Origin of the sequence: Streptomyces sp. SID12501 (assembly GCF_010550245.1) — a bacterium.
Classification (GTDB): domain Bacteria; phylum Actinomycetota; class Actinomycetes; order Streptomycetales; family Streptomycetaceae; genus Streptomyces.
Genome location: NZ_JAAGLU010000009.1, coordinates 108,910 through 131,985 on the forward strand (window position 1 = coordinate 108,910; position 23,076 = coordinate 131,985).

A 23,076-nucleotide genomic window follows, 5' to 3' on the forward strand; every position below is an offset into this window, starting at 1 on the left:
CACCAGGGCTCGTTAAACTCCCTGGCATGTCTGGCCAGTCACTGCTCGTACCAGGGGAGCTCTCTCCCATCCGTTCCGTGCCCGGAAACATCCGCCGCCCCGAGTACGTCGGCAAGCCCGCGCCGACCCCGTACACCGGGGCGGAGGTGCAGACGCCCGCGACGATCGAGGCGATGCGGATCGCCGGGCGGATCGCCGCGCGGGCGATGGCGGAGGCCGCGAAGCTCATCGCTCCCGGTGTGACCACCGACGAGCTGGACCGGGTGGCACACGACTACATGTGCGACCACGGCGCCTATCCGTCCACCCTCGGCTACCGGGGCTTCCCCAAGTCGCTGTGCACGTCCGTCAACGAGGTCATCTGCCACGGCATCCCGGACTCCACCGTGCTGCGGGACGGCGACATCGTCAACCTCGACGTGACCGCGTACATCGGCGGGGTGCACGGCGACAACAACGCCACGTACCTGGTCGGGGACGTCGACGAGGAGTCCCGGCTGCTGGTGGAGCGCACCCGTGAGTCCCTGGACCGGGCGATCAAGGCGGTCAGGCCCGGACGCCAGATCAACATCATCGGCCGGGTCATCGAGTCGTACGCCAAGCGCTTCGGATACGGCGTCGTCCGGGACTTCACCGGGCACGGCATCAACTCGTCGTTCCACTCCGGGCTGATCGTCCCGCACTACGACAGTCCGCACGCCACGACGCTCATCCAGCCCGGTATGACCTTCACCATCGAGCCGATGCTGACGCTGGGTTCGTACGACTACGACATGTGGGACGACGGGTGGACCGTCGTCACGAAGGACCGCAAGCGCACTGCCCAGTTCGAGCACACCCTCGTGGTAACGGATTCGGGCGCGGAGATCCTCACACTGCCGTAGCCCACCCACCCACACCCACCCACACCCAGCAATACCTAGCCACACCCACCCAGCCTGCCAAGCGCGCAGCCCGCCCTCTTCCGGGGGCGGGCTCGCTGCGTATCCGGGTACGCTTTTACCGACAGTCCGTCGGTAAAGTATTGACTAAGGTTAGCCTTACCTTAGAGGATATCCCTCATGGACTCCTTCTCGACAGTCATCCGCACCGCGTCCCACGAGCAGCACGTGGAGGCGGAGACCTCGACGTTCATGAGCGACCTGCTCGGCGGCAGGCTCGGCGTGGAGGCGTACGCGCGCTACACCGAGCAGCTGTGGTTCGTGTACGAGGCTCTGGAGGCCGGCGCGCACCGGCTGGCGTCCGACCCGGTGGCAGGCCCCTTCGTCCAGCCCGAGCTGATGCGGCTGACGGCGCTGGAGACGGACCTCGCGCATCTGCGCGGCCCCGACTGGCGTACGACGCTCACCGCGCTGCCCGCGACGCGGGTGTACGCGGAGCGGGTCGCCGAGTGCGCCCGGGAGTGGCCGGCGGGTTACATCGCCCACCACTACACGCGCTACCTCGGCGACCTCTCGGGGGGCCAGATCATCCGCGACAGGGCCGAGAGGACATGGGGCTTCGCACGCAAGGGTGACGGCGTCCGCTTCTACGTCTTCGAGGAGATCACCAACCCGGCCGCCTTCAAGCGCGGTTACCGCGAGCTGCTGGACCGGGCGGGCGTGGCGGTGGACGAGCTGGAGAGACAGCGGGTGGTCGCGGAGTGCAAGCGGGCGTTCGCGCTGAACACGGGGGTCTTCCGGGCCCTGGGCGAAGAGTTCCCCCTGTCCGCGTGACCGTCACCTCTGGGTGTTTCAGCCCCTCCGGCGATTGAGGAGCGGGGGTTCGGGGGCGGAGCCCCCGAGGGCGGCTGGGGCGACGGGGGCAAGAAACTCAGCGTTCCAGGAACACGCGTCCGCCGACCTCCACCCACCCCATCGGCTGCGGCGCCGTGAGTATCTGTGACCCCTTGCCCTGCGTGATGTTGAGCGCCCGGCCCAACTGGTCGGTGAGCAACAGCGCCGCCGCCCCCGTCGCCTCGTCCTCCTCGATCCCGTCGCCACGCCCGGGGAAGGCGCGGGCCCGCACCCGGCCCGCGGCCTCTTCCTCCCAGGCCCACGCGTAGATCCACTCTCCCGGCGGCGGCACCTCCAGCGCGTCGACCTCGGCAGCGGAGGCGTACCGGCGCAGCGTCCGCGCCGGCACCCACTCCGCCCGGGCCTCGATCCAGCTGAACTCCCCGTCCAGCCGCGCCCCCACCAGCCCGGCAGGTGTGACGAGTTCGGGCACGTCGAGCAGCCAGGCCGTACCGACGCAGGGGTGGCCGGCGAAGGGCAGACGGAGCGTGGGCGTGTAGATGTCGATGATCCCGCGCTCGGGGTCGTCGACGAACACGGTCTCGCTGAAGCCGAGTTTCGCGGCGAACGCCTGCCGCTCGCTCCGCTCGGGCATGACGGAGCCCTCACGGACCACGCCCAGTTCGTTGCCGTAGCCCCCGTTGGGCGCGCAGAAGACGCGGAGTACGTCGTAATCAGTCACGCGCGCATTCAAACACCCAGGTGGCAGCCCTCACCAACTACGCGTACCAACTACACGTACCGACTACGCGTCCGTACGCCGACGTCGTACCGCCACGACCACACCCGCGCCCGCCGCCATCGTCACCGCCGCGGCCGTACCCAGCGCACCCACCGGAACGCCCGCACCGGTGGACGCGAGGCCACCGGTCACCCCGCCGGTCGTCGAGCCCGAACCGCCGATCGTGGAGCCCGTCGTACCGGAACCGCCCGCAGTACCGCCCGTCGTGCCGGAGGAACCGCCCGTGGACTCCGATCCGCCGTCGCCGCTTGGGAGTTCGGCGCCCTCGGCGACGGCGACGGACAGGTCGACGGGGTCGAGTTCCGCGCCCGTCTCGTAGAAGTCACCGAAGGCCTTCGCGCCGGCCGCGGTGAGCTCGGCGGTGACGTCGGAGAGGGTGATGACGTCGTTCACGGCGGCGAGGTCGGCCGTGTCCGTCGTCAGGTCGGCCAGGACCACGTCGTCGGACTTCTCGCCGAGGCTCTCGACGTCGGCGGTGAGTTCGCCGGCGCCGTTGCCGATCGTCGCCCTGAGATCGCTGAGGGTGAGGTCGAGACCGTAAGTGCCGTTGTCCTCATGCCCCTTGAAGTTCACGGCGCCCGCGAAGGCGGCGGAGAGGGTCTCGGCGTCGGTGTCGTAGGTGCCCGAGCCGTCGACGAAGGTGAACACCCCGTTGCCGACGGCCTGGGTGGCACCCTCGGACACCGTGATCGCACCCTTGGCGACGCCGTCCACGACGTACGTACGGAAGGACTGCTTCACGCCCCAGCCGAGCGTGCCGTCGGTGATGTCCCCGCTCACCGGGGCGTCCGCGGCGGTGTCCGAGGGGGATGCCGAAGCGGAGGAGGACTCGGAGGCACCCTGCGTCGGCGTGGGGGACGCCGAGGTCGATGCGGACACCGACGCCGAGGCGGTGGGTGATGCCGACGCACTCGCGCTGGCACTGCCGCTGGCACTCGTGCTCGCACTCGGTGTCGCCGACGGGCTCGGGGACTCCGTCTTCTTCTCCACCACCGTCAGCGGGTCCCCGGCCGCCCCGCTGTAGCCGGCACTGCCGAGGACGGTCGCCGCCTCCGCCGTCAGCCTGGTCGCCATGTCCGTCATCTCGCGGGTGACGGTGACGTCGGCGAACGGTACGTCGTCCTGGGTGGTGCCGCTCTTCGTCACGTCGGCGGTGATCTTCGCCGTCCTGCTGTCGAACTTGACGTCGGACAGGGTGAGTTCGAAGCCGTGGAGCGTGGAGGCGATCTTCAGGCCGCCCTTGAAGCCGAGGGCAAGGGTGTGGGCCGTGGAGTCGTAGGACCCCGTGCCCTCGGTGAAGGTGAACGCGCCGTTGTTCGCGGCCTGCGTGGCGCCGTCCGCCGGGGTGAAGGTGCCGGCCGCCATGCCGGTCACGTAGGTGCGGTAGGACTGCTTGATGCCCCAGGTCAACTCGTAGCCGCTGAGCGGGATTTCGGCGGCCGACGCGGTGGAGGCGACGGTCGTGGCGAGCGCGGTGGCGCCGAGGGCGACGGCCGTGGCCACGGCGGCGGCGAGAGCGAGGGGTCGTCTGGCGGCAGGCATGATCGTGGTTCTCCTAGGTGAATGGTCCGCGCGGCAAATGGTTCGCCGACTGGCGTGCGGAGTGCGGGAGTTCAGGCCTGGGGACGGTCCGACGCGTCGGCGGCCGGCCGGGCGCGGCGCCTGCGTACGGCGTACGCGAAGGCCGCGGCCACCAGCAGCAGGGAGCCGGCCGCCAGGCCGACGGGCAGCAGCGGGCCGCCGGAGTCGGAGGTGCTCGCGGTGTTCTCGGTGTCGGCAACCGGTGTGGGTGTGGCGTCGGTTGTCGAGGGCTCCGTTGTCGCGGACGGCTCCGTCCCGGTGGCCGCGCTGCCCAGGTCGGGCAGGGCGGGGAGCCGGGCGTCGTCGGTGAGGGCGACGGCGAGCGAGACGGGGTCCATCTCCGTGCCCGCCTTGTACATCCCGCCGAAGGCCTTCGCCCCGCGTTCGGTGAGTTTCGCGGGCGCCTCGGTCAGCGCGACCAGGCCGTTCCTGGGGGCGATCTTCCCGGCGGTGAAGGTGACGATCGGGACGTCGGTGCCCGTGAAGTCCGTGCCCGCCACCACGTCGGCGTAGAGCGTGCCGGTGCCGTTGGCGCCGACGGTGGCCCGCAGCCCGCTCAGCGCCAGGTCGAGCCCGTTCTCGCCGGTGAAGCGCACCGCGCCCGCGAAGGAGGCGGTCAGCTTCCCGTCCCTGTACGTTCCTTCGCCGCTGGGGAAGCGGAAGAGCGCGCCGCCGTCCTGGGCGCCGGAGGAGAGCGTCCACTTACCCTTGGCGATGTCTCCGGTGACGTACTCACGGAAGGTGCGGCGCACGCCCCAGTCGACGGCTCCGTCCTTGATCGTGCCCGAAGTCTCCTTCGGGGACGGGGACTTGGAGGCCGACGTCGTGGGTGCCTTCGTCGTTGCCGCTCCTGTCGGTGTGGCCGTCGGCTGTCCGGTGGCCGCCGCCCGGACATCCGCCGAGAGGCTCACCGGGTCGAGTGCGGTGCCCGCCTCGTAGTACCCGGCGAAGGACTTGGCTCCCTCGGCGGTGAGTCTGGCGGGGAGGTTGTTGAGCGCGACCGCGTTGCCGCCGCCCCGCATGTCGATCCCGCCCAGGGTGAGGGAGGCGAAGGGCACCTGCGTGGACGTCGTGACCGTCCCGGTGTCCTTCGCCTTGCTGCTGACGTCGACGTAGAGGGTGCCCGCGCCGCCCGAGATGCGCACGGTGGGGCGGCTGATCGTGAGGTCGAGCTGGTGGGTCCCGTCGGCCTTCCGGTGGCCGACGAAGTGGACTCCGCCCAGGAAACCGGCACGGAAGGCGCCCGTGTCGCCGTCGTAGGCGCCCGTCGCCGAGTGGAAACGGAACTGGCTGCCGCCGACGGTCGCGGCGCCCGCCGTGAGGGAGTAACTCCCCTTCGCGATCGGGCCGGTGACGTAACTCTGGAAGGACGACTTGATGCCCCAGTCGAGCCTTCCGCCCTGCACGGTACGGCTCGCGGCGTGCGCGGCGTCGGCCGGGAGGAGAGCTCCCAGAACGGCCGCGCACAACACGGTCACCAGGGCACGAAGGTGCGCGGGCATGGATGTCCTCCGGATCCGACCACCAGTAGCGAACAAAGGTAAGGCTAACCTAAGCTTCGCTCAGCTGAAACGTAAGAAGGCCGAGAGAGTCCAAGAGAAATCCACGGACACCAAAAGAAACGGACGGCATCGTGGGACGCTTGCGCACGCGAATAGCGGGAGCACTACTGTCCGCACTCGCCCTCACCGCGACCGGTTGTGCCGGGACCCAGGACGCATCACAGGACACACCGCAGGGCACTTCACAGGGCACGAGCAAGGCCGTCGCAGGTGTTGTCGCCGCAGATCGTGTCGAACCCCTCGCGAACCCTGCCGAGCCTCAACTCCCCGTCACAGTACGGTCGTCCGACGGCGTCGAGGTGACCGTCGAGGCCGCCGGGCGGATCGTGCCCCTCTCCGGCAGCCTCAGCGAGATCGTGTTCACCCTCGGGCTCGGCGACCGGGTCGTCGCCAGGGACATCACCGCCACCTTCGCGCAGGCGGAGAAGTTGCCCGTTGTCACCCGCAACCATGACGTCTCCGCCGAGAGCGTGCTCTCCCTCAAACCCGACCTGGTCATCGCCGAGACGACGACCGGGCCGCAGGAGGCCGTCGGCCAGATCCGCGATGCCGGAGTCCCGGTCCTGGTGATCGGCCCGGCGAAGGACCTCGGCGACGTCGGCCCGCGCATCCAGGCGGTCGCCGACGCACTCGGCGTACCGGCCGCCGGGAAGGAGCTGACGAAGCGCTCCGAGGACCGGATAGCCGCCGTACGCGCGGAGATTCCGCAGTCCTCCGGGTCCGGCGAACAGCCCCGCGTCGCCTTCCTCTATCTGCGCGGCTCGGCCTCCGTCTATCTCATCGGTGGCAAGGACTCCGGTGCGACCTCGCTGCTGGAGGCCGCCGGGGCCGTCGACGCGGGCGCCGACTCGGGGCTGGAGAAGGACTTCACGGCCATCACCACCGAAGCGCTCGCCCAGGCCGCACCGGACGCGATTCTCGTCATGACCAAGGGACTCGAGTCCGTCGGCGGTATCGACGGCATGGTCGGGATCCCCGGCGTCGCGCAGACCCCGGCCGGGATGGACCGCCGGGTCGTCTCCGTCGAGGACGGCGTGCTCCTCAACTACGGGCCACGGACGGACCAGGTGCTGAAGTCGATCGTGGCGCAGCTGTACGCGGACGGCAGCGGGGATGCCCGATGACCCTGCTGGACAAGGTGGTTGAGGCTGAGAATACGAAGGAGAAGCCCGTGCGCCGGGTGCGCGGCGGCACCTGGCTGCTGACCGCCGGACTGGTCGTCGCGCTGCTCGTCCTCGTCCCGGTCGCCGCCGGGCTCGGGGCGTATCCGATCCCCACCGGTGACGTGCTGGGCTCGGTGCTCCACCGGACCGGTCTCGGCGGCGCCGAACTCGACCGCGTCCCCGAGTCCGTCCTGTGGAACGTCCGCTTCCCGCGCATCGTGCTCGCGCTGCTCGTCGGGGCGTCGCTGGGCTGTGCGGGGGCGCTGATGCAGGGCATGTTCAGCAATCCGCTCGCCGAGCCGAGCATCATCGGTGTCTCCTCGGGCGCGGCGGTCGGCGCGGTGGGCGCGATCTCGCTGGGCCTCAACTTCCTCGGCACGGTGACGATTCCGGCCGTCGCCTTCGTCACGGGCCTCGCCACGGTGCTGCTGGTGTACTCGATGTCGCGCTCCGGCGGCCGTACGGAGGTCGTGACGCTGATCCTCACCGGCATCGCGGTGAACGCCTTCGCGGGCGCGCTGATCGGTCTGTTCCTGTTCTTCGCGGACACGGCGGCGGTCAACCAGATCACCTTCTGGCAGCTCGGCTCCCTCGCCCAGGCCACCTGGTCCAAGGTGCTGGCCGTCCTGCCCTTCGCGGCCGTGGGCCTGCTGGTCGCCCCCTTCTACACCCGCCGCCTCGACCTTCTGTCCCTCGGCGAACGCCCCGCCCGGCATCTGGGGGTGGACGTGGAGCGGCTGCGGATCGCGCTGGTGCTGGTCGTCGCACTGCTCACGGCGGCGGCGGTCGGCGTCTCGGGAATCATCGGCTTCGTCGGCCTGGTGATCCCCCATCTGCTGCGGATGGCGGCGGGGCCGGGACACCGGTTCCTCGTCCCGGGCAGCGCGCTTGCCGGTGCGGTGGTTCTGCTCGGCGCGGACTTGGCAGCGCGGACGGTTGCCGCCCCCGCGGAGTTGCCGCTGGGTGTTCTCACCGCCCTGCTCGGGAGCCCGTTCTTCTTCTGGTTGCTGCGGCGGACGCGGCGCGGGCAAGGGGGGTGGGCGTGAGCGGTTGTATGTCGGCTGCCGGCCCGTGGGGGCTGGTCGCGCAGTTCCCCGTGCCCCTAGGTAGGTCTCCGGTGCCGCCCGATTTCACGTTGCCCCTGCTCCGCTGACCCTCAAGGACTCTTCCCGTGAGACTTATGCGCCCCCGTCCGACCCCTCCGCCCGCCGCCGAACCAGGAGATGTTCTCGCCGAGGCCGTCGGGCTGCACATACGGCTCGGGGCGCGGGAGGTGCTGGCCGGTGTCGATGCGACCGTCCGGGCCGGTGAGGTGCTTGCCCTCGTCGGACCCAACGGGGCCGGAAAGTCGACCCTGTTGGGCGCGCTCGCCGCCGATCTTCCGGCCGCCGCAGGGGTCGTACGGATTCACGGGCGGCCCGCCGGCGAGTGGCCGGCGGCCGAACTCGCGCTGCGTCGGGCCGTGTTGCCGCAGGCGGCGTCGCTCTCCTTCCCGTTCACCGTCGAGGAGGTCGTCCGGATGGGCCGGGCGCCCTGGGCCGGTACGGAGCGGGAGGACGAGGACGACGTGGCGGTGGCCGCGGCGATGGGGGCCGCCGAGGTGGCCGGGTTCGCCGTACGGCCGTTCTCGGCGCTCAGCGGCGGTGAGCGGGCCCGGGTGGCGCTCGCCCGGGTGCTCGCCCAACGGGCACCGCTGCTGCTGCTCGACGAGCCGACCGCCGCACTGGACCTGCGGCACCAGGAGCTGGTGCTGCGGGTGTGCCGGGAGCGGGCGCGGGCCGGGGACGCGGTGGTGGTCGTCCTGCACGATCTGGGGCTCGCGGCGGCGTACGCGCACCGGGTCGCGATCCTGAGCGCCGGGCGGGTGGTGGCGGACGGACCGCCGGCCGGAATTTTCGACGAGCGCGTGTTGTCGGAGGTCTACCGCCAGCCCATCGAGGTGTTTCCGCATCCACTCACCGGAGCTGTCCTGATCTCGCCGATCCGGGACTCTTGACCTGTGCATTGCCTGTGCATGGGATTTTCTTTAGGCCACCTTTAGGTCGTCATTAAGCAGTCGTGATCAGGGCGTGGCCCGCACCCCCCATGAGAGGTGAATCACCGATTGCCCGGGTATCACTGAGGCAAGCCTTAGGTAAGTTAGGGCCGCCTCACCAAACCTGTGTGAGCCCGGACACGTCGTTTTTTCGCCACTCGCGATTCCCAGGAGCCCGCATGCGAGCCGTCAGACTCTCCGTCGTCACCGCCGCCGCCACCGCGGCGGCCCTGGTAGCCGTCACGGGGTGCACGGAGAAGGGCAGCTCCGGGAGCGGCGACCGGGTCATCAGCGTCACCGCGACGGACGACAAGTGCGAGATCTCCAAGAAGGAGTTCCCGGCCGGGCACATCGAACTGGCCATCGAGAACAAGGGCTCCAAGGTCACCGAGGTCTACGTCCTCTTCCCGGACGACCGGATCGTCACCGAGCGCGAGAACATCGGCCCCGGCACCAAGCAGAAGGTCACCGCCGAGGTGAAGGCCGGCGACTACACGATCGCCTGCAAGCCCGGTATGAAGGGCGACGGCATCCGGCAGGCCGTGAAGGCCACCGGCGGCAAGGTCGCCAAGCGCGACCCGCGCCTGGACGCGGCCGTCGCCGCCTACCGCAAGTACGCGCAGGAGCAGGCCGACGCGACGCTGCCGCTCGCGGAGACCTTCGCCAAGGCTGTCAAGGCCGGCGACCTCGATGCCGCGAAGAAGGCGTACGCGCCCTCCCGTATCGGCTGGGAGCGCACCGAGCCGGTCGCCGAGTCCTTCGGTGACATCGACCCGAAGGTCGACGTCCGCGCGGACGGTCTGGAGGCCGGCCAGAAGTTCACCGGCTGGCACCGCCTGGAGAAGTCCCTCTGGGAGGACAAGAAGATCACCGCCGAGGACAAGACCCTCGCCGACGAGCTGATCACCGACCTCACCGACTGGCAGAAGCGGGTCGGCAAGGCGGAGATCACCCCGACCTCGATGGCCAACGGCGCCAAGGAACTCCTCGACGAGGTCGCCACCGGCAAGGTCACCGGCGAGGAGGAGCGCTACTCGCACACCGACCTGGTCGACTTCAAGGCCAACGTCGAGGGCGCCGAGCAGTCGTACGAGCTGCTGAAGCCGGTCGCGAAGGAGAACGACGCGGCACTGGTCACGGAGCTGGACAAGCAGTTCGCGGCCCTGAACACGCTGCTCGACAAGTACCGCACGGACAAGAACTCGTACGACTTCACCTCGTACGACAAGGTCGGCGACGCCGACCGCAAGCAGCTTTCGGACGCGGTGAACGCGCTCGCCGAGCCGCTGTCCAAGCTCGCCGCCGCCGTCGTGAAGTAGAGGGGACCGACTGTCATGACGGAGACACCGGAGACACCCGAAACCACCGAGACCACCGAAGCCACCAGCAGTGCCGAAGGCAGTACCTCGCGGCGGGCGCTGATCGGCTGGGGCGGGGCCGGGCTCGCGCTCGGGGCTGTCGCGGCCGGGGGTGGCGTGGCGATGACCCGGGCCAGCGACGAGGTGCAGACGGTCGCCGCCGACGCCGGCGGGGCCATCGGCTTCCACGGCGACAACCAGGCGGGAATCGCGACGCCGGTGCAGGACAGGCTACACTTCGCCGCGTTCGACCTGGCGACGGACGACCGAGCCGAGTTCGTGCAGATGCTCAAGGACTGGACGGCGGCGGCCCGGCGGATGACCGGCGGGCAGACCGTCGGCGAGGGCGCGTACGGCGGTCTTGCCGAGGCTCCGCCGGACGACACCGGTGAGGCGCTGGGGCTGAAGCCGTCGCGGCTGACGCTGACGATCGGGTTCGGGCCCGGCCTGTTCGAGAAGCTGGGGATGACGGACCGGCGGCCCGACGCGCTCGTCGATCTGCCGCAGTTCCCCGGCGACAACCTCGACAGGAACCGCAGCGGCGGCGACGTGTGCGTGCAGGCGTGTTCGGACGATCCGCAGGTCGCGGTGCACGCGATCCGCAACCTGGCCCGGATCGGCTTCGGCAAGGTCTCGGTGCGCTGGTCGCAGCTCGGCTTCGGCAAGACGTCGTCGACGACCCCCGAGGAGCAGACCCCGCGCAACCTGCTGGGCTTCAAGGACGGCACCCGCAACATCGCGGGCACCGAGACGGCCCGGCTGAAGAAGTTCGTGTGGGTGGACGGCGCGGACACCGACGACAACTCGGCCTGGATGGAAGGGGGTTCGTATCTCGTCGCACGGCGCATCCGGATGCACATCGAGCCCTGGGACCGGACCTCGCTGCAGGAGCAGGAGGACATCTTCGGGCGTGACAAGGGCGAGGGCGCCCCGGTCGGCAAGGCGAAGGAGCGGGACGAGCCGTTCCTGAAGGCGATGCTGCCCGACGCGCACGTCCGGCTCGCGCACCCCGACTCCAACCACGGGGCGACCCTGCTGCGCCGCGGCTACTCCTTCACGGACGGCACGGACGGCCTCGGCCGTCTGGAGGCGGGCCTGTTCTTCCTCGCCTACATGCGGGACATCCGCAAGGGCTTCATCCCGGTGCAGCGCAACCTCGCGACCGACGCGCTCAACGAGTACATCCAGCACGTGGGTTCGGCGGTCTTCGCGGTTCCTCCGGGCGTCCGGGACAAGGACGACTGGTGGGGCCGAGCACTGTTTTCCAAGGAGGCGTAGGCGCCGTGTTCGCGAACTATCTGATCGGTCTGCGCGAGGGCCTGGAAGCCAGTCTCGTCGTCTGCATCCTCATCGCCTACCTGGTGAAGACGGACCGTCGGGACGCCCTGAAGCCGATCTGGATCGGCATCGCGGTCGCCCTCACGCTCGCCCTCGGCTTCGGCTGCGCGCTCGAATTCGGCTCCCAGGAGCTGACGTTCGAGGCGCAGGAGGCGCTCGGCGGCTCACTGTCGATCGTCGCCGTGGGTCTGGTGACGTGGATGGTCTTCTGGATGCGGCGTACGGCCCGGCATCTGAAGTCGGAGCTGCACGGCAAGCTGGACGCGGCTCTCCGGATGGGCACGGGCGCGCTGGTCGCGACCGCGTTCCTGGCGGTGGGCCGGGAGGGCCTGGAGACCGCGCTGTTCGTGTGGGCGTCGGTGCGGGCGTCCAGCGACGGCACCGAAGGGCCCCTGATCGGCGTGCTGTTGGGCATCGCGACGGCGATCCTGCTCGGCTACCTCTTCTACCGGGGTGCCCTGCGCATCAACCTGTCCAAGTTCTTCACGTGGACCGGCGGCATGCTGGTGGTGGTCGCGGCGGGCGTCCTCGCGTACGGCTTCCACGACCTCCAGGAGGCCGACTGGGTGCCCGGCCTGACGAACAAGGCCTTCGACATCAGCGAGACGATCCCGCCGGACAGCTGGTACGGCACGCTCCTCAAGGGCGTCCTCAACTTCCAGCCGGACCCGACCGTCCTCCAGGTCACGGTGTGGGCGCTGTACCTGGTCCCGACGCTCGCGCTCTTCCTGGCCCCGGTAGGGTTCGCCTCCGGGAAGGGGAAGGTGAAGCCAGCTGATGAGCACGGTGAGCACGGGTCGCAGCCCTCGAAGTCCGCGGACCCCGCGGACTCTTCGAACGCCACGAAGTCTTCTTGACCGGAGCGTCCTCGCAGCGGCCTCGGTGACCGTGTTGTCCCTGGCCGCGAGCGGCTGTGTCGTGGTGCACGGCGAGCGCGAGGTGCTCCCGGCGGCGACCCCGACGGAGGCCGCCGCGGCGTTGAAGGACTTCACGGCCGCGTACAACAAGGCGGACAAGGCGTACGACCGTGCCCTGGACGCCGACTACGTCACCGGTGCCCTCGGCGCGATCGACGCGGCCCGGCTGGACGCCGGTCACGAGGTCAGCCCGGCCGGCAACCCGTCGTACACACCGCTGGAGTTCACGGACACCCGGTTCACGATCCCGAAGAAGGCGGGCTGGCCGCGCTGGTTCGTCGCGAACGCCGACGCCAACAAGGGCAACGAGGCACGCTGGCTGCTGGTGTTCACGCGCAGCAACGTGGCCGAGCCGTGGGCGGTGGCGTATCTGACGCTGCTCGACCCGGACGACGTACCGGTGTTCAAGACGGACAAGGACGGTCTCGCGGAGCCGGTGACGGTGAACTCGGCCGAACTGGCCGTCGCCCCGAAGGACTTGAGCGCGGACTACGCGACCTACCTGAAGGACGGCAGCGGCGACGTCTTCGCGCCGGGTGCGCACACGAGCGGCTGGGTGGAGCAGCGAAAGAAGAGTGCCATCAAGCCCGGGCTCGTCACCCAGTTCATCGACGAGCCGCTCGGCAAGGGCGACTTCGCCCCGCTGGGCCTGCGTACGGCGGACGGCGGCGCGCTGGTCTTCTTCGCCACGCACCACTACGAGAAGCAGACTGCCGCGCAGGGCACCTCGATCCCGGCCCAGAGCGACAGTGTGCTGGCGCTGACGACGGGCGAGATCAAGCAGTCGCTGACACTGGAGTTCGTGTCGAACCAGGTGGTGCTGGACCCGGGGAAGGCTGCCGCGAACCAGGGCGTGGAGTTCCTGAGCCGCATCCAGGGTCTGACGGCGGCGCAGGGCGAGTAACTCAGGCTTGCCGGGCAGCGGTTCAGTTGCGGTGGGGCCAGGCCGCGGTGGCGTGGTCGGGCTCCTCACCGGCGTACCGGGCGCAGGCGTCGGTGAGGACTTCGAGCAGGCTCAGCGGGTCGGGGAGGGCGAACTCCGGTCCACGCACCCAGTAGACGCCCTGCTCACCGGTCAACCGGGCGGGCGGTACGAGGACGTAGGACCCGCGGCAGTGCCAACGCAGGCCCGGATGCTCGTCCATGGTCTCGGGGTGGCAGTCCAGTTCGCAGGGCCACCACTCGTCCTCGTCGTCGGGGGTGCCGCGCGTGAGGGTGAAGAACAGGAGCCGTCCGTCGTCGCTCTCGGCGACGGGTCCGACCTCGATCCCGGCCCCGAGCAGTCGCTCCAGCGCCTCGCGGCCCGCTTCGAGAGGCACGTCGAGGACGTCGTGGACTATGCCGGTCGCGGTGATGAAGTTGGCCTGCGGCTGGTGCCTGGCCCAGCGCTCGATCTGGGCGCGGTCGGTGGTGGACTGCGTGTGCCAGGCGAAGGAGATCGGGTGCCGGGCGGGCATGGGACAGCCGACGCGGTCACAGGAACATCGGTAGGCGGAGGGGTGCGCGGCGGGCGCGATGGGCAGTCCGGCACGGGCGGCGGCGAGCAGCAGTTCCTCACGGCGCCCGCTCTCGGCGGCGGTGGCGGCGTCCGCCCGGGCATTCGTACGGCCTCCACGCAGCCACTGGAAGATCCTGCCCTGCCAGCCTGTCGTACTACCGCCGAACTCCGCGCTCATGTATCGCCTCGCCTCGCTGCTGTTGTGCGGACAGCCTGCTCCATGCTCCCACCATCCTGCGGTGTGGGAGGCCGGAGTCGACATCCGGGGTAGGGGGGACGAGGCGTACGGGGAGTGGAATAAACCGTTTTCAGGCTGATTAGCAGGATTTACCACCCACCACTTTCAGCCATTCCCGCTCCGGCCGTCGCCGGGTGCGGCGATCCCGCCCAGGGCGTAGTCGACAAGGGTGTCCGTGTACTCGTACGAGATCGGTCCGGTGCGCTGGAGCCAGCGCTGGGCGAGCGGGGAGACGAAGAGTTCGAGGGCGATACGGGGGTCGACGCCGGCCCGGACCTCCCCCGCGTCCTGGGCGGCGCGCAGTCGCTGGACGTAGAGCTGGAGGGAGGGTTCGAGCAGCCGGGCGACGAACCTGCGCCCGAGCTCCTCGTTGACGAGGCCTTCGGCGGCGAGGGCGCGGGAGGGGACCTCGAACGCGGGATCGAGCAGTTCGTCGACGGTGGCGCGCAGTACGGCCTTGAGGTCGGCGGCGAGATCACCGGTGTCCGGGATGGCGTACTGTCGCCCGGGCTGGGCGGCTTCGGCGGCCTGCTCGCTCAGATCGACGAAGGCCTCCATGAGCACGTCCCCTTTGGAGGCCCACCAGCGGTAGATGGTCTGCTTCCCGACGCCGGCCCGGGCGGCGATGCCCTCGATGGTCGTCTTCTGATACCCGACCTCGCCGACGAGCGCGAGTGCGGCACCGTAGATGGCGCGGCGGGACTTCTCACTGCGGCGGGTGGAGTCGGGGCCGGGTTTGGCTGGGGTGGGTTTGGCTGGGGTGGGCTTCTGGACCATTTCGGCAATTTATCAGGTTGACAAGACGGAGCGTCTCGCCTCAGGGTGAGGTCGAACCGAACGAGACGATACGTTTCGTCAGAAACGAAGGAGATGGGTCATGGCACGAGGTGGCGGAAACATGCTCGGAGTCGGCGGCACCCGCAGCAACCTGGGCAAGGGCGCCCTGCGGGGCGGCGGCCGGGGCAAGCAGACGGGCGGCGGGGCCGACCCGCAGGCCCAGAAGCGGGAGCTGGTGCGCAAGCTGCAGGAGAAGCGCGCCGAGGAGGAGGGCGCACAGGAGAGCGCGCAGGACGGGCCTACGTCGGACGGGGCCGACCCGACGGCCGAGTGACCGGGGCCGCTCACCGCAGTACCGGGGACCGCTCACCGCAGTACGGCCGCCAGCAGGTCGGTTCCGAGCGCCGTCAGGTCGGGCAGATTGAGGGTGTAGCGGACGTAACGGCCGTGCCGGCGGGCCGTGAGCAGGTCCGCGCGGCGCAGGACGGCGAGATGGCGGGAAACCTCCGGTGGTGAGAGGTCCCACACATGGGCCAGTTCACGGGTGGTGCGGGGACCGCGGGCCAGGGTGCGCAGCAGCCGCAGCCGTACCGGATGGGCGAGTGCCTCAAGCCGCAGGGTGACCGTTTCCAGCGGCACCGGCTCCGCCGGACCCGGCTCGGCCACGGGGTACTGGACCACCGGCTGCCAGCCGGGCGCGTGGACCGCGACCAGGTGCGGGCGGCCGAAGACGCTGGGGATGAAGGTGACTCCGGTGCCGTGGGCGGCGGTCGCCTTGTCCTGCAGCTTGTCGACGATGATGCAGTCGCCGTCCGGTGCCAGGGTGACCGCGCCGGAGACCGACGCGAGTGCCGCTCCGACGCCCTGGCGTTTCAACAGGTCGTTCTTCAGGCGCAGATCGGTCGCGAGCCGCACGGCGACGTCCGTCCAGGCGGCGTCGAAGAAGGCCTCGGCACACTGTTCGAGGGTGTCGCGCACCCGTGCCCGTACGGCGGCCGGGTCCGCGAGCAGGCGTTCCGCGAAGGCCTCCTGCCGTGCGCCGCGGGCCTGGGCCAGACCCAGGGCCCACTCGCGCGCGGTCGCGTCGGCGAGCGGCGACGGCGCGCCGAAGTGGACCCGGTTGCTGCCGCAGGTGGTGACGAGCGCGGCGGTCACATACGTCTCGTCGTCGATCCGGTCCACGTCGTCCAGCTCCTCGGCGAGGGTCGACCGGGGCCGGGCGGGGATCAGGAAGTCGGCCTGCGAGGAACGCCAGAGGAAGTCCGCCTCCCTGAGCCGCTCGGCCAGCTCCGGCCGCAGGCCCGCCCACACGTCCGCGGCCCAGCCGGCGAGCTGCGGATGATGCCCGGGTTCGGCCAGCACGTGCAGCATCGCGGTCAGCTCGGCCAACGGGGAGGCGGCGAACCGCAGTCGCTCGGACGGCAGTCCGCTGATGTCGATGCGCAGCGTCATCCGCCCATCATCGCTGGCCGGACGGCCGGCGACGGCGTCGGTTGACGGTGTCCGTCAACCGACGCGGCCGACCGGGCGGCCGTACGCACCGTTGACGCCATGCCGACCACTACGGCCACCACGACCACCACGACCACCACGACCACCAGTACGAAGATCCGGCCCCGCGCCCTCGTCCGCGCCTCCGGAGGACCCCGCTATGCCGTCGCCCTGGCCGTGGACGCGCTCGGCACCGGCCTGCTGCGGCCCTTCCTGCTGCTCTACGGGGTGACGGTGCTGAGGCTGTCCGCGCCGGCCACCGGCGTCGCCATGACGGTCGGCATCGTCGCCGGACTGGTGTGCATGCCCGCGGTGGGCCGATGGCTGGACCGGGGCGCCCGCAGCACGGTCGTGGCGGCGTCGATGCTGGTGCGGGTACTGGGCGTGGCGCTGTTGCTGGCCACCCCGGCGGGGCACATCGGGCTGTTCGCGACGGCGGCGCTCTTCCTCGGCATCGGCAACCAGACCTGGCCGGCCGCCCACGCGGCTCTCGTGGCCACGATCGCCCACGGCCGGGACCGCGACGCCGCCCTCGCGGCGGGCCGCGCCCTTCGTAACGCCGGCCTGGGCGTCGGCGCGCTCATCGCCACCGCGAGCCTGACGGGCGGCGCCGCCGCACTGCAGGTCCTGGCAGCCGTCACCGGGCTCTCCTATCTCACGGCTGCGGCCCTGGCGTGGTCGGTCCAGCTGCGCGCGCATCCCGCCGCCGCCGGGGCCACGGACGGACCCGCCGCTCCCGCCCCTCGGATGCGCGCGGTGCTGGCCGCGAACGTGGTCTACGTCTTCTGCCTCAACGTCCCCGAGATCGCGCTCCCGCTGGTCCTGGTGACCCAGTTGCACGCGTCCCCGGTGTGGTCGGCGGCCATCTTCGTGGCCAACACGGTGCTGGTGGTCACCCTGCAGATCCCGGTGACCGTCCTGCTGTCCCGCTTCCCCAGGCGGACCGTGCTGGCCGGCGCCGGCGTCGTACTCTCCGTGTCCTACCTCGGTTTCCTCGCGGCCACCTCACTGGGACACGGCTGGGCGGCCCCGGCCGTCGCCGCGGTGTCGGTGGTCTGCACGATCGGCGAGATCGTCTACGCCGGCAGCGCGACCGCGCTCGTCAGCGCCCTCGCCCCGGCCCATGCCCTGGGCCGCGCCCTCGCCCGCTTCCAACTCTCCACGGGCTTCGGCCTCGCCGTCTCCCCGGCGGTCATCACCTCCCTCGCCCCCCACGGCCCGACCGCTCTCTGGGGCAGCCTCGCGGCCGCGACGCTCGTCTCCGCCGCAGCCGTTGCCGGCGAGAAGAACGAGGAGGACGGGCAGGACAAAGAGGCAGGATGAGCAGGGTGAGCAGGGTGAGCAGGGTGAGGAGGACGAGGATCAGGAACCGCGGCGGATACTGACTTGCGCGCCCTCGTCACCTGGGTCAACGTCTCCTGACACCTCACGAAAGCGGAGAAGATGACCAGCCGACCCCACCCCGTCGACCACGAGCTCATCGAGGCCGCGGCGCACATCGCCCGCACGCGTTGCCGGGGCGACAACCACACCATGGCTGCCGCGGCCCGTGCCCAGGACGGCCGCATCGTCACGGCCGTGAACGCCTACCACTTCACCGGCGGCCCCTGCGCCGAACTGGTCCTCATCGGCACGGCAGCCGCTCAGGGCGCGTACGACCTGGACACGATCGTCGCCGTGGGCGACCGCGACCGAGGCGTGGTCCCGCCGTGCGGCCGGTGCCGTCAGGTCCTCCTCGACTACTTCCCCACGCTCAAGGTCATCGTCGGTACGGGCGACAGCATCAGAACCGTCCGCATCACCGACCTGCTTCCCGAGAGCTACGTCTGGGCCGACCATCAGCTGGACGCCGAGTAGGCCCGCCACCAGACCCGGCGCCGCACTGCCGACGACGGTCGGCGTACCGATGCCGGCAAGCAGTTCATCCGGCCGAAGGTCCCGGTACACACCATCGGCCAAGGCTGGGCGGAGCCAAAGGACGAGAACGCGTCGGCGGCGAAGCCCAGAACCCGGCCGCCCGGGTCCTTGGAGCCACGGGCGGGGACCACCCCGCGCGAGGCGAGCAGGTTTACGGCAACCGCTGCGCAAGCGCCGTCACCGCATCAGAGCGGGTTGAGGCGGGCCTTGAGCAGGCAGAACTCATTGCCTTCGGGGTCGGTCAGGACATGCCACTGCTCCTCCCCTGTCTGGCCGATGTCGGCCGGACGCGCACCGAGTTTCAGCAGGCGTTCAAGCTCGGCGTCCTGGTCCCGGTCGGTGGCGTTGACGTCGATGTGCAGCCGGGTCTTCCCCGGCTCCGGCTCGTCCCTGCGGCTGAGGATGATCGTCGGCTGCGGACCGCCGAACCCCTCGCGCGGCCCGATCTCGTACATGTCGTCGCCCTCGCGATCGAGCACGACGAAGTCCAGGACCTCGCACCAGAACCGCGCCAGCACCTCAGGGTTGCGACAACCGAGCACGAGCTCACTGATACGACATGCCATGACGAAACCTGCTCTCAACCTGGGAACCGCCGGGGGCCACACGTGAACCCCACGTGCTCCCAGCAGTGAAAACAACCTCGCGACCGTATCGAACGAGGCGAGTGCGGGCGAATGATTTCAGGGCGGCTACGGAGAGCGGGCGCCAGGGCCACCGGGAAACGGGTGGGGCGGCGACGTGGCCGAACTTCTCGTCCTCGTACGGGGCCCACAGACAGCCGTGAGAAAGGCTGGGCGACGCAGCAACAAAGCCCCACCATGCTCCCTCCTGACAGGGGGCGCGGCGGGGCCTCTGCTGCTGCGCACTACGTGCGGAGCCAGACGGTCAGACGGTCAGACGGTCGGACGGTCAGACGGCGCCGAACTCTCCGGCCCTGACGCCCTTGATGCTCTTGACGCCCTCGACAAAGGACGAGAACGCGTCGACGGGAAAGTCCAGAACCGGGCCGCTCGGGTTCTTGGAGTCACGGACGGGGACCAGGCCGCGCGAGGCGACGAGGTTTGCGGCGACCGCTACGCATGCGCCGCCGTTGTTGCTGTACGAAGACGTGAACCAACGCGGGGATTCGGTCGTCACGAGGTGCCCTTTCGTAACTGCTCGATCATGGCCACAGATGCCGCCTGAGAGAGCGCTTCAGCCTGCAACTGATGGTAGGCCGTCAGCATCGGCAGTACGAAAGTGCTTTCCCGTTCGAGATGACCGCGGTGAGCGGACTCGGCGTAGGACACCAGCGATCGGTCCGGCAGAGTCAGGATGTAGATCGGCAAGTCGAACGGACGACGGGACCCCATCGCGAACGGAGCGACCTGGAGGACAGTGTTCGGCAGCTCCGCGAACTCGACCAACCGCGCCAACTGGGCCTCCATGACGGCGGGTTCACCAATGGGCACACGGACGCAGCTTTCGTCCAGCACCACGAAGACCATCGGCGGGGGTGTCCGGACAAGCGTGGCCTGCCGTTCCGCGACGAGCGCGACGCGTTCGTCCGCCTGGTCGCTCGTGATCGCACCCCGCCGCACGGCGCTCCGCGCGAGAACCGCCGCGTACTCGGGCGTCTGGAGCAGACCGGGGACGACACCCACCTCGTACAGCCGGATCTCCACCGCCTGCGCCTCGTGGTCGACGAACTGCGGGAAGCCTTCCAACAGCCCCGCGTTCCGCACCTTGCGAAATGCGCGCTCGAACGTGTCGCCTGTCCCCAACGCCGAATCCGCACTCCGCGCGAGACGCAAGGTTGGAAGTTTGCGACCGGTTTCGACCGACGAAATGTGTGTGCTCGAGTACCCCATCCGCTCTGCCAACTCATCCTGCGTCCAGCCGCGCGCCTCTCGTGAACTGCGCAGTCGCGCCCCGAAGGCCGCCTGGGGCGAGCTGTCCGGGTCCAACTCCTTGCGGTTCAAAGTTTTTCCATCAACCTTCCGTCCTCGCCTGACAAGTTGAAGGGTTCCCGCCTCTGGGTCACGCTGAAACGCCTTGGTAGTGGAACGACTACGGAGAGGAGGGGTTGTGTCCGGAGAGAGTGTTCCCGCACACAGGCGAGAACCCCCACACCTGCCGACCCCCGGCACACTCGTGGTGGACACCAGCCGTGAAGGCCGAGTCGGGGAGTTCCGGGGTACGGCCGGCCCGTACTGGTCACTGCGTCCGGTCTGCGGCGGAACGGAGTGGGACGCGGACCCCGAACACGTCCGGCCCGCCACACCCGCCGAGTGCCTCAGCGCCAGGACGGCGCGCGAGAACGCCAGAAGCCGGGGAGAAGTGGCGTGACCGACACCAATACCGACACCGACCTCAACAGCAACGCCAACAGCGCCCAGTCCGACGGATGTTGGGGCTGCCAGGAACTCGACCGGACCGAAGCCGCCGCCAGAGCCGAACGGGACGCGAGCAAGGTGAGCGACTGCCGCGTGCTGCGTACTCGGCACCGGGTTGCCGAACACGGGGAGCGATCGTGAATCGGGAGAGAAGAGCCGGCATGCTCGGCGGCATAGGTTCTCCGCGAGGGAGAAAACGACCCGCCCGTGTGGAGCAAGTCGCCTACGCAGAGCGGTCGTTAGTCATCGGCGGCTGCCGGGGCCGCCAGACTGCACGCCGACCACGCGACGCACGGGCGACTCGGAGCGGGGCTGTCGCTGCTGGACCTGGGCATCTCGCGCGAGATCCACCAAGCCCTCCTCCAAGCCCTCCTCGCCTCCGAGAGGAAATCCCCCAGCGCCAACTCCCGCCCGTCGACATCCATCGGGCCATCAAACTCACGGTCCGCCACGAAGTGACCATGACGGGTGCGCCCTTGCTGCCTACAGATTGATCCAGTAGCGGCGCTTGATGCCGTCGTCGGTGGTACGGACGTCTTCCAGGACGCCGCCGTTGCGCTCGATGGTGCACGCCGATCCGACATTGTCGTCGTCGCAGGTGACGAGGACCCGGCCAAGCCCGAGCGTACGGGCCTCGATGAGAATCGCCCCGAGGGCCCACGTGGCCAGGCCACGTCTCCGGGCGGAGGGCCGGATGCTGTAGCCGATGTGCCCGCCGAGATCAAGCAGAACGGCGTTCAGATAGTGCCGTAGATCGATGGCACCCAGATAGCTGTCGCCCTCGACGATCCACCAGTGGGTGGCGTGGACGTGCCCTTCTCTCACGGCAACCGATCTGTCCGACTGCTGCCGCAGTCGCTCGACCCACTCCGCGAAAACCTCGGGGCTGTCGAGGCCCGTTTCAGGTGCGAGACGCAAGCCGGTTCCGTCCTGGTGGGCACCGGGAGACCACTCGTCGCGCGCCGCGAGCCATGAGGACTGGAGCCGGCCTGTGGGTGGGATCAGTTCTGGCATGCGGGCGACGATAACACCCGTCTAGCCCCTGTGATCAGGCATTTTATGCGATCCACTTTCACCTCAGGCCCTGGTTCCCGTCCGCCGCGGCCTGCGGCCAAGCGTCCCCCCAGTCCGCGTCCCGGGCGGCCCGGTAGAGAACACCGTGCCGCTTCGTGACCGTTTCCCGGCGGAGCGAGAGGTCCGTCTCGCACAGGTCCAGGAGCACCTGCCCCTTGCGGATCTGCGGCCTGCGTACGATCCGGGCAGGCACCGGGGTCACCGGGAAGCGGGTGGCGGCGACGTAGCTGAACTTCTCGTCCTCGTACGGGAGGGAGCCGCCCTTCACCTTGCGGTGGAGGGCGGAGCGGCTGACCCGGGCGGAGAAGTGGCACCAGTCCTCGCCGGGGACGATCGGGCAGGCCGCGCTGTGCGGGCAGGGGGCCGCGATGTGGAATCCGGCGCGGACGAGTTGCTCGCGGGCCGCGATGACGCGGAGGTAGCCGTCGGGGGTGCCGGGTTCGATGACGACGACGGCCTGGGCGGCGCCGGCCGCCGCGTCGACCACGGAGGTGCGGTCGGCGTCGGTCAGTTCGCCGAGCACGTAGGCGATCGTGACGAGATCAGCGCTCTCGATCTTGAGCGCCGCTCCGATACGAGAGCGCTGCCACTCCGCACCCTTCAGCTCCGGGTTGGCGGCGGCGATCTCCCGCCCGAGGGCGAGCGCCGGCTCGGCCCAGTCGAGCACGGTGACGGGCCGTACGCCCGCCCACACGGCGTTGACCGCCCAGGTCGCGGCCCCCGTCCCGCCCCCGACGTCGACATGGCTGCCGGGCACCCATCCGGGCGCCGCCCCGGCGAAGGCGTCCAGCGCCGAGCACACCGCCTCGAAGGTGGCCGGCATCCGGTAGGCGGCGTACGCGGCCACGTCGGACCGGTCCCGCAGCACGGGCGCGTCGGTCGGCGTCCGCCCCCGATAGTTGGCGATCAGCCGCTCGACCGCCTGCGTGGCCGCCTTCGGCGGCAGCCCGTGAAGCAGACCGGCGAGGGAGGCGCGTAGGGCGTCGGCTGGGGAGACGGGGGAGTTCACGGGGTGATTCTAGAGGTGGGGGTGAAGGTGACGAGTTTCCCTCGAGAATGACCGGAGGCCGGGGTGCATGAGCCGCGCGAATGCCGGCCACCACGGCGGGCGCGCCGACCGATCACGCACGCGTGCGTCCCGCTGTACCCCACCCGCCTCACCTCGCGTCCTGGGCGGTTGAGGACATGGGTGTCCCAGGGGCGGGCGCATGGTGGGTGGGGGTGTTGTGGTG

The 23,076-nt window shown here is 70.1% G+C and carries 25 protein-coding genes and 1 pseudogene; 14 read left to right on the forward strand and 12 right to left on the reverse strand.

Features of this window, described 5'->3' with window-relative positions:
- The first annotated feature begins 26 nt into the window (after window positions 1–26).
- Together map and G3I71_RS12765 are read left to right on the forward strand one after the other, a co-directional pair.
- Window positions 27–884 carry a type I methionyl aminopeptidase gene (gene map / locus G3I71_RS12760; RefSeq protein WP_164314125.1) on the forward strand — a complete coding sequence of 286 codons (858 nt, stop codon included), beginning with the start codon at window positions 27–29 and terminating at the stop codon, window positions 882–884.
- Between the two features lie 177 nt (window positions 885–1,061).
- A complete protein-coding gene (locus G3I71_RS12765; RefSeq protein ID WP_164314126.1) occupies window positions 1,062–1,715 on the forward strand; it encodes a heme oxygenase (biliverdin-producing) in 654 nt (217 codons plus the stop codon).
- A 97-nt stretch (window positions 1,716–1,812) separates the two neighbouring features.
- Here the strand turns inward: G3I71_RS12765 and G3I71_RS12770 are convergent, their stop codons facing one another.
- From G3I71_RS12770 to G3I71_RS12780, 3 genes are all read right to left on the reverse strand, one after another.
- Entirely contained in the window at window positions 1,813–2,457 is a 645-nt protein-coding gene (locus tag G3I71_RS12770; RefSeq protein WP_164314127.1) for a PhzF family phenazine biosynthesis protein, read from the reverse strand.
- 63 nt (window positions 2,458–2,520) lie between these two features.
- Window positions 2,521–4,059 carry an HtaA domain-containing protein gene (locus tag G3I71_RS12775; protein WP_164314128.1) on the reverse strand — a complete coding sequence of 513 codons (1,539 nt, stop codon included), beginning with the start codon at window positions 4,057–4,059 and terminating at the stop codon, window positions 2,521–2,523.
- A 71-nt stretch (window positions 4,060–4,130) separates the two neighbouring features.
- Window positions 4,131–5,600 (reverse strand): HtaA domain-containing protein, encoded by a 1,470-nt coding sequence (locus tag G3I71_RS12780; RefSeq protein WP_164314129.1) that lies wholly within the window; start codon window positions 5,598–5,600, stop codon window positions 4,131–4,133.
- Between the two features lie 131 nt (window positions 5,601–5,731).
- Between G3I71_RS12780 and G3I71_RS12785 the strand changes: the two genes are divergently transcribed.
- The 7 genes from G3I71_RS12785 (at window position 5,732) to G3I71_RS12815 (ending at window position 13,375) form a co-directional block, all read left to right on the forward strand.
- Window positions 5,732–6,784, forward strand: coding sequence for an ABC transporter substrate-binding protein (locus tag G3I71_RS12785; protein ID WP_164314130.1), 1,053 nt, complete (start codon window positions 5,732–5,734; stop codon window positions 6,782–6,784).
- On the forward strand, window positions 6,781–7,869 hold the full coding sequence (locus G3I71_RS12790) for an iron ABC transporter permease (RefSeq protein ID WP_164314131.1): 1,089 nt from the start codon (window positions 6,781–6,783) through the stop codon (window positions 7,867–7,869). Before G3I71_RS12785 ends, G3I71_RS12790 begins: the two co-directional genes overlap by 4 nt.
- A 134-nt stretch (window positions 7,870–8,003) precedes the next feature.
- Window positions 8,004–8,819: a heme ABC transporter ATP-binding protein gene (locus G3I71_RS12795; RefSeq protein WP_164314383.1), complete on the forward strand. Its 816-nt coding sequence runs from the start codon at window positions 8,004–8,006 to the stop codon at window positions 8,817–8,819.
- Between the two features lie 218 nt (window positions 8,820–9,037).
- Window positions 9,038–10,177 (forward strand): iron uptake system protein EfeO, encoded by a 1,140-nt coding sequence (gene efeO / locus G3I71_RS12800; protein ID WP_164314132.1) that lies wholly within the window; start codon window positions 9,038–9,040, stop codon window positions 10,175–10,177.
- 15 nt (window positions 10,178–10,192) lie between these two features.
- On the forward strand, window positions 10,193–11,494 hold the full coding sequence (gene efeB, locus G3I71_RS12805; RefSeq protein ID WP_164314133.1) for an iron uptake transporter deferrochelatase/peroxidase subunit: 1,302 nt from the start codon (window positions 10,193–10,195) through the stop codon (window positions 11,492–11,494).
- Between the two features lie 5 nt (window positions 11,495–11,499).
- Window positions 11,500–12,411, forward strand: coding sequence for an iron uptake transporter permease EfeU (gene efeU, locus G3I71_RS12810; RefSeq protein ID WP_164314134.1), 912 nt, complete (start codon window positions 11,500–11,502; stop codon window positions 12,409–12,411).
- 25 nt (window positions 12,412–12,436) lie between these two features.
- Window positions 12,437–13,375: a hypothetical protein gene (locus G3I71_RS12815; RefSeq protein ID WP_343242946.1), complete on the forward strand. Its 939-nt coding sequence runs from the start codon at window positions 12,437–12,439 to the stop codon at window positions 13,373–13,375.
- Between the two features lie 22 nt (window positions 13,376–13,397).
- On the opposite strand, the gene G3I71_RS12820 is transcribed toward G3I71_RS12815, so the two are convergent.
- Both G3I71_RS12820 and G3I71_RS12825 read right to left on the reverse strand, forming a co-directional pair.
- Window positions 13,398–14,147, reverse strand: a complete 750-nt coding sequence (locus G3I71_RS12820; protein ID WP_164314135.1) for a bifunctional DNA primase/polymerase — start codon at window positions 14,145–14,147, stop codon at window positions 13,398–13,400.
- Window positions 14,148–14,312: 165 nt separating this feature from the next.
- Window positions 14,313–14,984 (reverse strand): TetR/AcrR family transcriptional regulator, encoded by a 672-nt coding sequence (locus G3I71_RS12825; protein WP_164314136.1) that lies wholly within the window; start codon window positions 14,982–14,984, stop codon window positions 14,313–14,315.
- Between the two features lie 100 nt (window positions 14,985–15,084).
- Between G3I71_RS12825 and G3I71_RS12830 the strand changes: the two genes are divergently transcribed.
- Window positions 15,085–15,318 carry a DUF6243 family protein gene (locus G3I71_RS12830; RefSeq protein ID WP_203730076.1) on the forward strand — a complete coding sequence of 78 codons (234 nt, stop codon included), beginning with the start codon at window positions 15,085–15,087 and terminating at the stop codon, window positions 15,316–15,318.
- A 32-nt stretch (window positions 15,319–15,350) separates the two neighbouring features.
- Here G3I71_RS12830 and G3I71_RS12835 read toward each other — a convergent pair whose 3' ends face one another.
- Window positions 15,351–16,436 carry a helix-turn-helix domain-containing protein gene (locus G3I71_RS12835; protein ID WP_164314137.1) on the reverse strand — a complete coding sequence of 362 codons (1,086 nt, stop codon included), beginning with the start codon at window positions 16,434–16,436 and terminating at the stop codon, window positions 15,351–15,353.
- A gap of 99 nt (window positions 16,437–16,535) precedes the next feature.
- Between G3I71_RS12835 and G3I71_RS12840 the strand changes: the two genes are divergently transcribed.
- Both G3I71_RS12840 and G3I71_RS12845 read left to right on the forward strand, forming a co-directional pair.
- Window positions 16,536–17,798: an MFS transporter gene (locus tag G3I71_RS12840; protein WP_164314138.1), complete on the forward strand. Its 1,263-nt coding sequence runs from the start codon at window positions 16,536–16,538 to the stop codon at window positions 17,796–17,798.
- 120 nt (window positions 17,799–17,918) lie between these two features.
- The gene (locus G3I71_RS12845; protein ID WP_164314139.1) at window positions 17,919–18,332 is read left to right on the forward strand and encodes a cytidine deaminase; all 414 of its coding nucleotides are present in this window, start codon (window positions 17,919–17,921) and stop codon (window positions 18,330–18,332) included.
- A 116-nt stretch (window positions 18,333–18,448) separates the two neighbouring features.
- On the opposite strand, the pseudogene G3I71_RS51055 reads toward G3I71_RS12845, so the two are convergent.
- The 4 genes and pseudogenes from G3I71_RS51055 to G3I71_RS12865 all read right to left on the reverse strand — a co-directional run.
- A pseudogene (locus G3I71_RS51055) lies at window positions 18,449–18,553 on the reverse strand (DUF397 domain-containing protein); the annotation flags it as partial.
- A 24-nt stretch (window positions 18,554–18,577) separates the two neighbouring features.
- A complete protein-coding gene (locus G3I71_RS12855) occupies window positions 18,578–18,958 on the reverse strand; it encodes a VOC family protein (RefSeq protein ID WP_164314140.1) in 381 nt (126 codons plus the stop codon).
- Window positions 18,959–19,304: 346 nt separating this feature from the next.
- Entirely contained in the window at window positions 19,305–19,532 is a 228-nt protein-coding gene (locus tag G3I71_RS12860) for a DUF397 domain-containing protein (protein ID WP_164314141.1), read from the reverse strand.
- Entirely contained in the window at window positions 19,529–20,356 is an 828-nt protein-coding gene (locus G3I71_RS12865) for a helix-turn-helix transcriptional regulator (protein ID WP_164314142.1), read from the reverse strand. Before G3I71_RS12865 ends, G3I71_RS12860 begins: the two co-directional genes overlap by 4 nt.
- A gap of 106 nt (window positions 20,357–20,462) precedes the next feature.
- On the opposite strand from G3I71_RS12865, the gene G3I71_RS51060 reads away from it, so the two are divergent.
- Both G3I71_RS51060 and G3I71_RS12870 read left to right on the forward strand, forming a co-directional pair.
- Window positions 20,463–20,723, forward strand: a complete 261-nt coding sequence (locus tag G3I71_RS51060) for a hypothetical protein (RefSeq protein ID WP_343242947.1) — start codon at window positions 20,463–20,465, stop codon at window positions 20,721–20,723.
- Complete coding sequence (locus G3I71_RS12870; protein ID WP_164314143.1) at window positions 20,720–20,911, forward strand: hypothetical protein; 192 nt, start codon at window positions 20,720–20,722, stop codon at window positions 20,909–20,911. Before G3I71_RS51060 ends, G3I71_RS12870 begins: the two co-directional genes overlap by 4 nt.
- A gap of 342 nt (window positions 20,912–21,253) precedes the next feature.
- On the opposite strand, the gene G3I71_RS12875 is transcribed toward G3I71_RS12870, so the two are convergent.
- Window positions 21,254–21,784, reverse strand: coding sequence for a GNAT family N-acetyltransferase (locus tag G3I71_RS12875; protein WP_164314144.1), 531 nt, complete (start codon window positions 21,782–21,784; stop codon window positions 21,254–21,256).
- 58 nt (window positions 21,785–21,842) lie between these two features.
- Window positions 21,843–22,853, reverse strand: a complete 1,011-nt coding sequence (locus tag G3I71_RS12880; RefSeq protein ID WP_164314145.1) for a small ribosomal subunit Rsm22 family protein — start codon at window positions 22,851–22,853, stop codon at window positions 21,843–21,845.
- Between the last annotated feature and the right edge of the window lie 223 nt (window positions 22,854–23,076).

What these genes read in the sequence shown, in the direction of transcription:
- G3I71_RS12795 (WP_164314383.1), top strand. Translation starts at nt 8,004, where the DNA reads ATGCGCCCCCGTCCGACCCCTCCGCCCGCCGCCGAACCAGGAGATGTT.
- G3I71_RS12855 (WP_164314140.1), bottom strand. Translation starts at nt 18,958, where the DNA reads ATGGCATGTCGTATCAGTGAGCTCGTGCTCGGTTGTCGCAACCCTGAG.
- G3I71_RS12875 (WP_164314144.1), bottom strand. Translation starts at nt 21,784, where the DNA reads ATGCCAGAACTGATCCCACCCACAGGCCGGCTCCAGTCCTCATGGCTC.
- G3I71_RS12840 (WP_164314138.1), top strand. Translation starts at nt 16,536, where the DNA reads ATGCCGACCACTACGGCCACCACGACCACCACGACCACCACGACCACC.
- G3I71_RS12835 (WP_164314137.1), bottom strand. Translation starts at nt 16,436, where the DNA reads ATGACGCTGCGCATCGACATCAGCGGACTGCCGTCCGAGCGACTGCGG.
- G3I71_RS12830 (WP_203730076.1), top strand. Translation starts at nt 15,085, where the DNA reads ATGGCACGAGGTGGCGGAAACATGCTCGGAGTCGGCGGCACCCGCAGC.
- G3I71_RS12820 (WP_164314135.1), bottom strand. Translation starts at nt 14,147, where the DNA reads ATGAGCGCGGAGTTCGGCGGTAGTACGACAGGCTGGCAGGGCAGGATC.
- G3I71_RS12845 (WP_164314139.1), top strand. Translation starts at nt 17,919, where the DNA reads ATGACCAGCCGACCCCACCCCGTCGACCACGAGCTCATCGAGGCCGCG.
- G3I71_RS12790 (WP_164314131.1), top strand. Translation starts at nt 6,781, where the DNA reads ATGACCCTGCTGGACAAGGTGGTTGAGGCTGAGAATACGAAGGAGAAG.
- efeB (WP_164314133.1), top strand. Translation starts at nt 10,193, where the DNA reads ATGACGGAGACACCGGAGACACCCGAAACCACCGAGACCACCGAAGCC.
- efeO (WP_164314132.1), top strand. Translation starts at nt 9,038, where the DNA reads ATGCGAGCCGTCAGACTCTCCGTCGTCACCGCCGCCGCCACCGCGGCG.
- G3I71_RS12780 (WP_164314129.1), bottom strand. Translation starts at nt 5,600, where the DNA reads ATGCCCGCGCACCTTCGTGCCCTGGTGACCGTGTTGTGCGCGGCCGTT.
- G3I71_RS12825 (WP_164314136.1), bottom strand. Translation starts at nt 14,984, where the DNA reads ATGGTCCAGAAGCCCACCCCAGCCAAACCCACCCCAGCCAAACCCGGC.
- G3I71_RS12765 (WP_164314126.1), top strand. Translation starts at nt 1,062, where the DNA reads ATGGACTCCTTCTCGACAGTCATCCGCACCGCGTCCCACGAGCAGCAC.
- map (WP_164314125.1), top strand. Translation starts at nt 27, where the DNA reads ATGTCTGGCCAGTCACTGCTCGTACCAGGGGAGCTCTCTCCCATCCGT.
- G3I71_RS12775 (WP_164314128.1), bottom strand. Translation starts at nt 4,059, where the DNA reads ATGCCTGCCGCCAGACGACCCCTCGCTCTCGCCGCCGCCGTGGCCACG.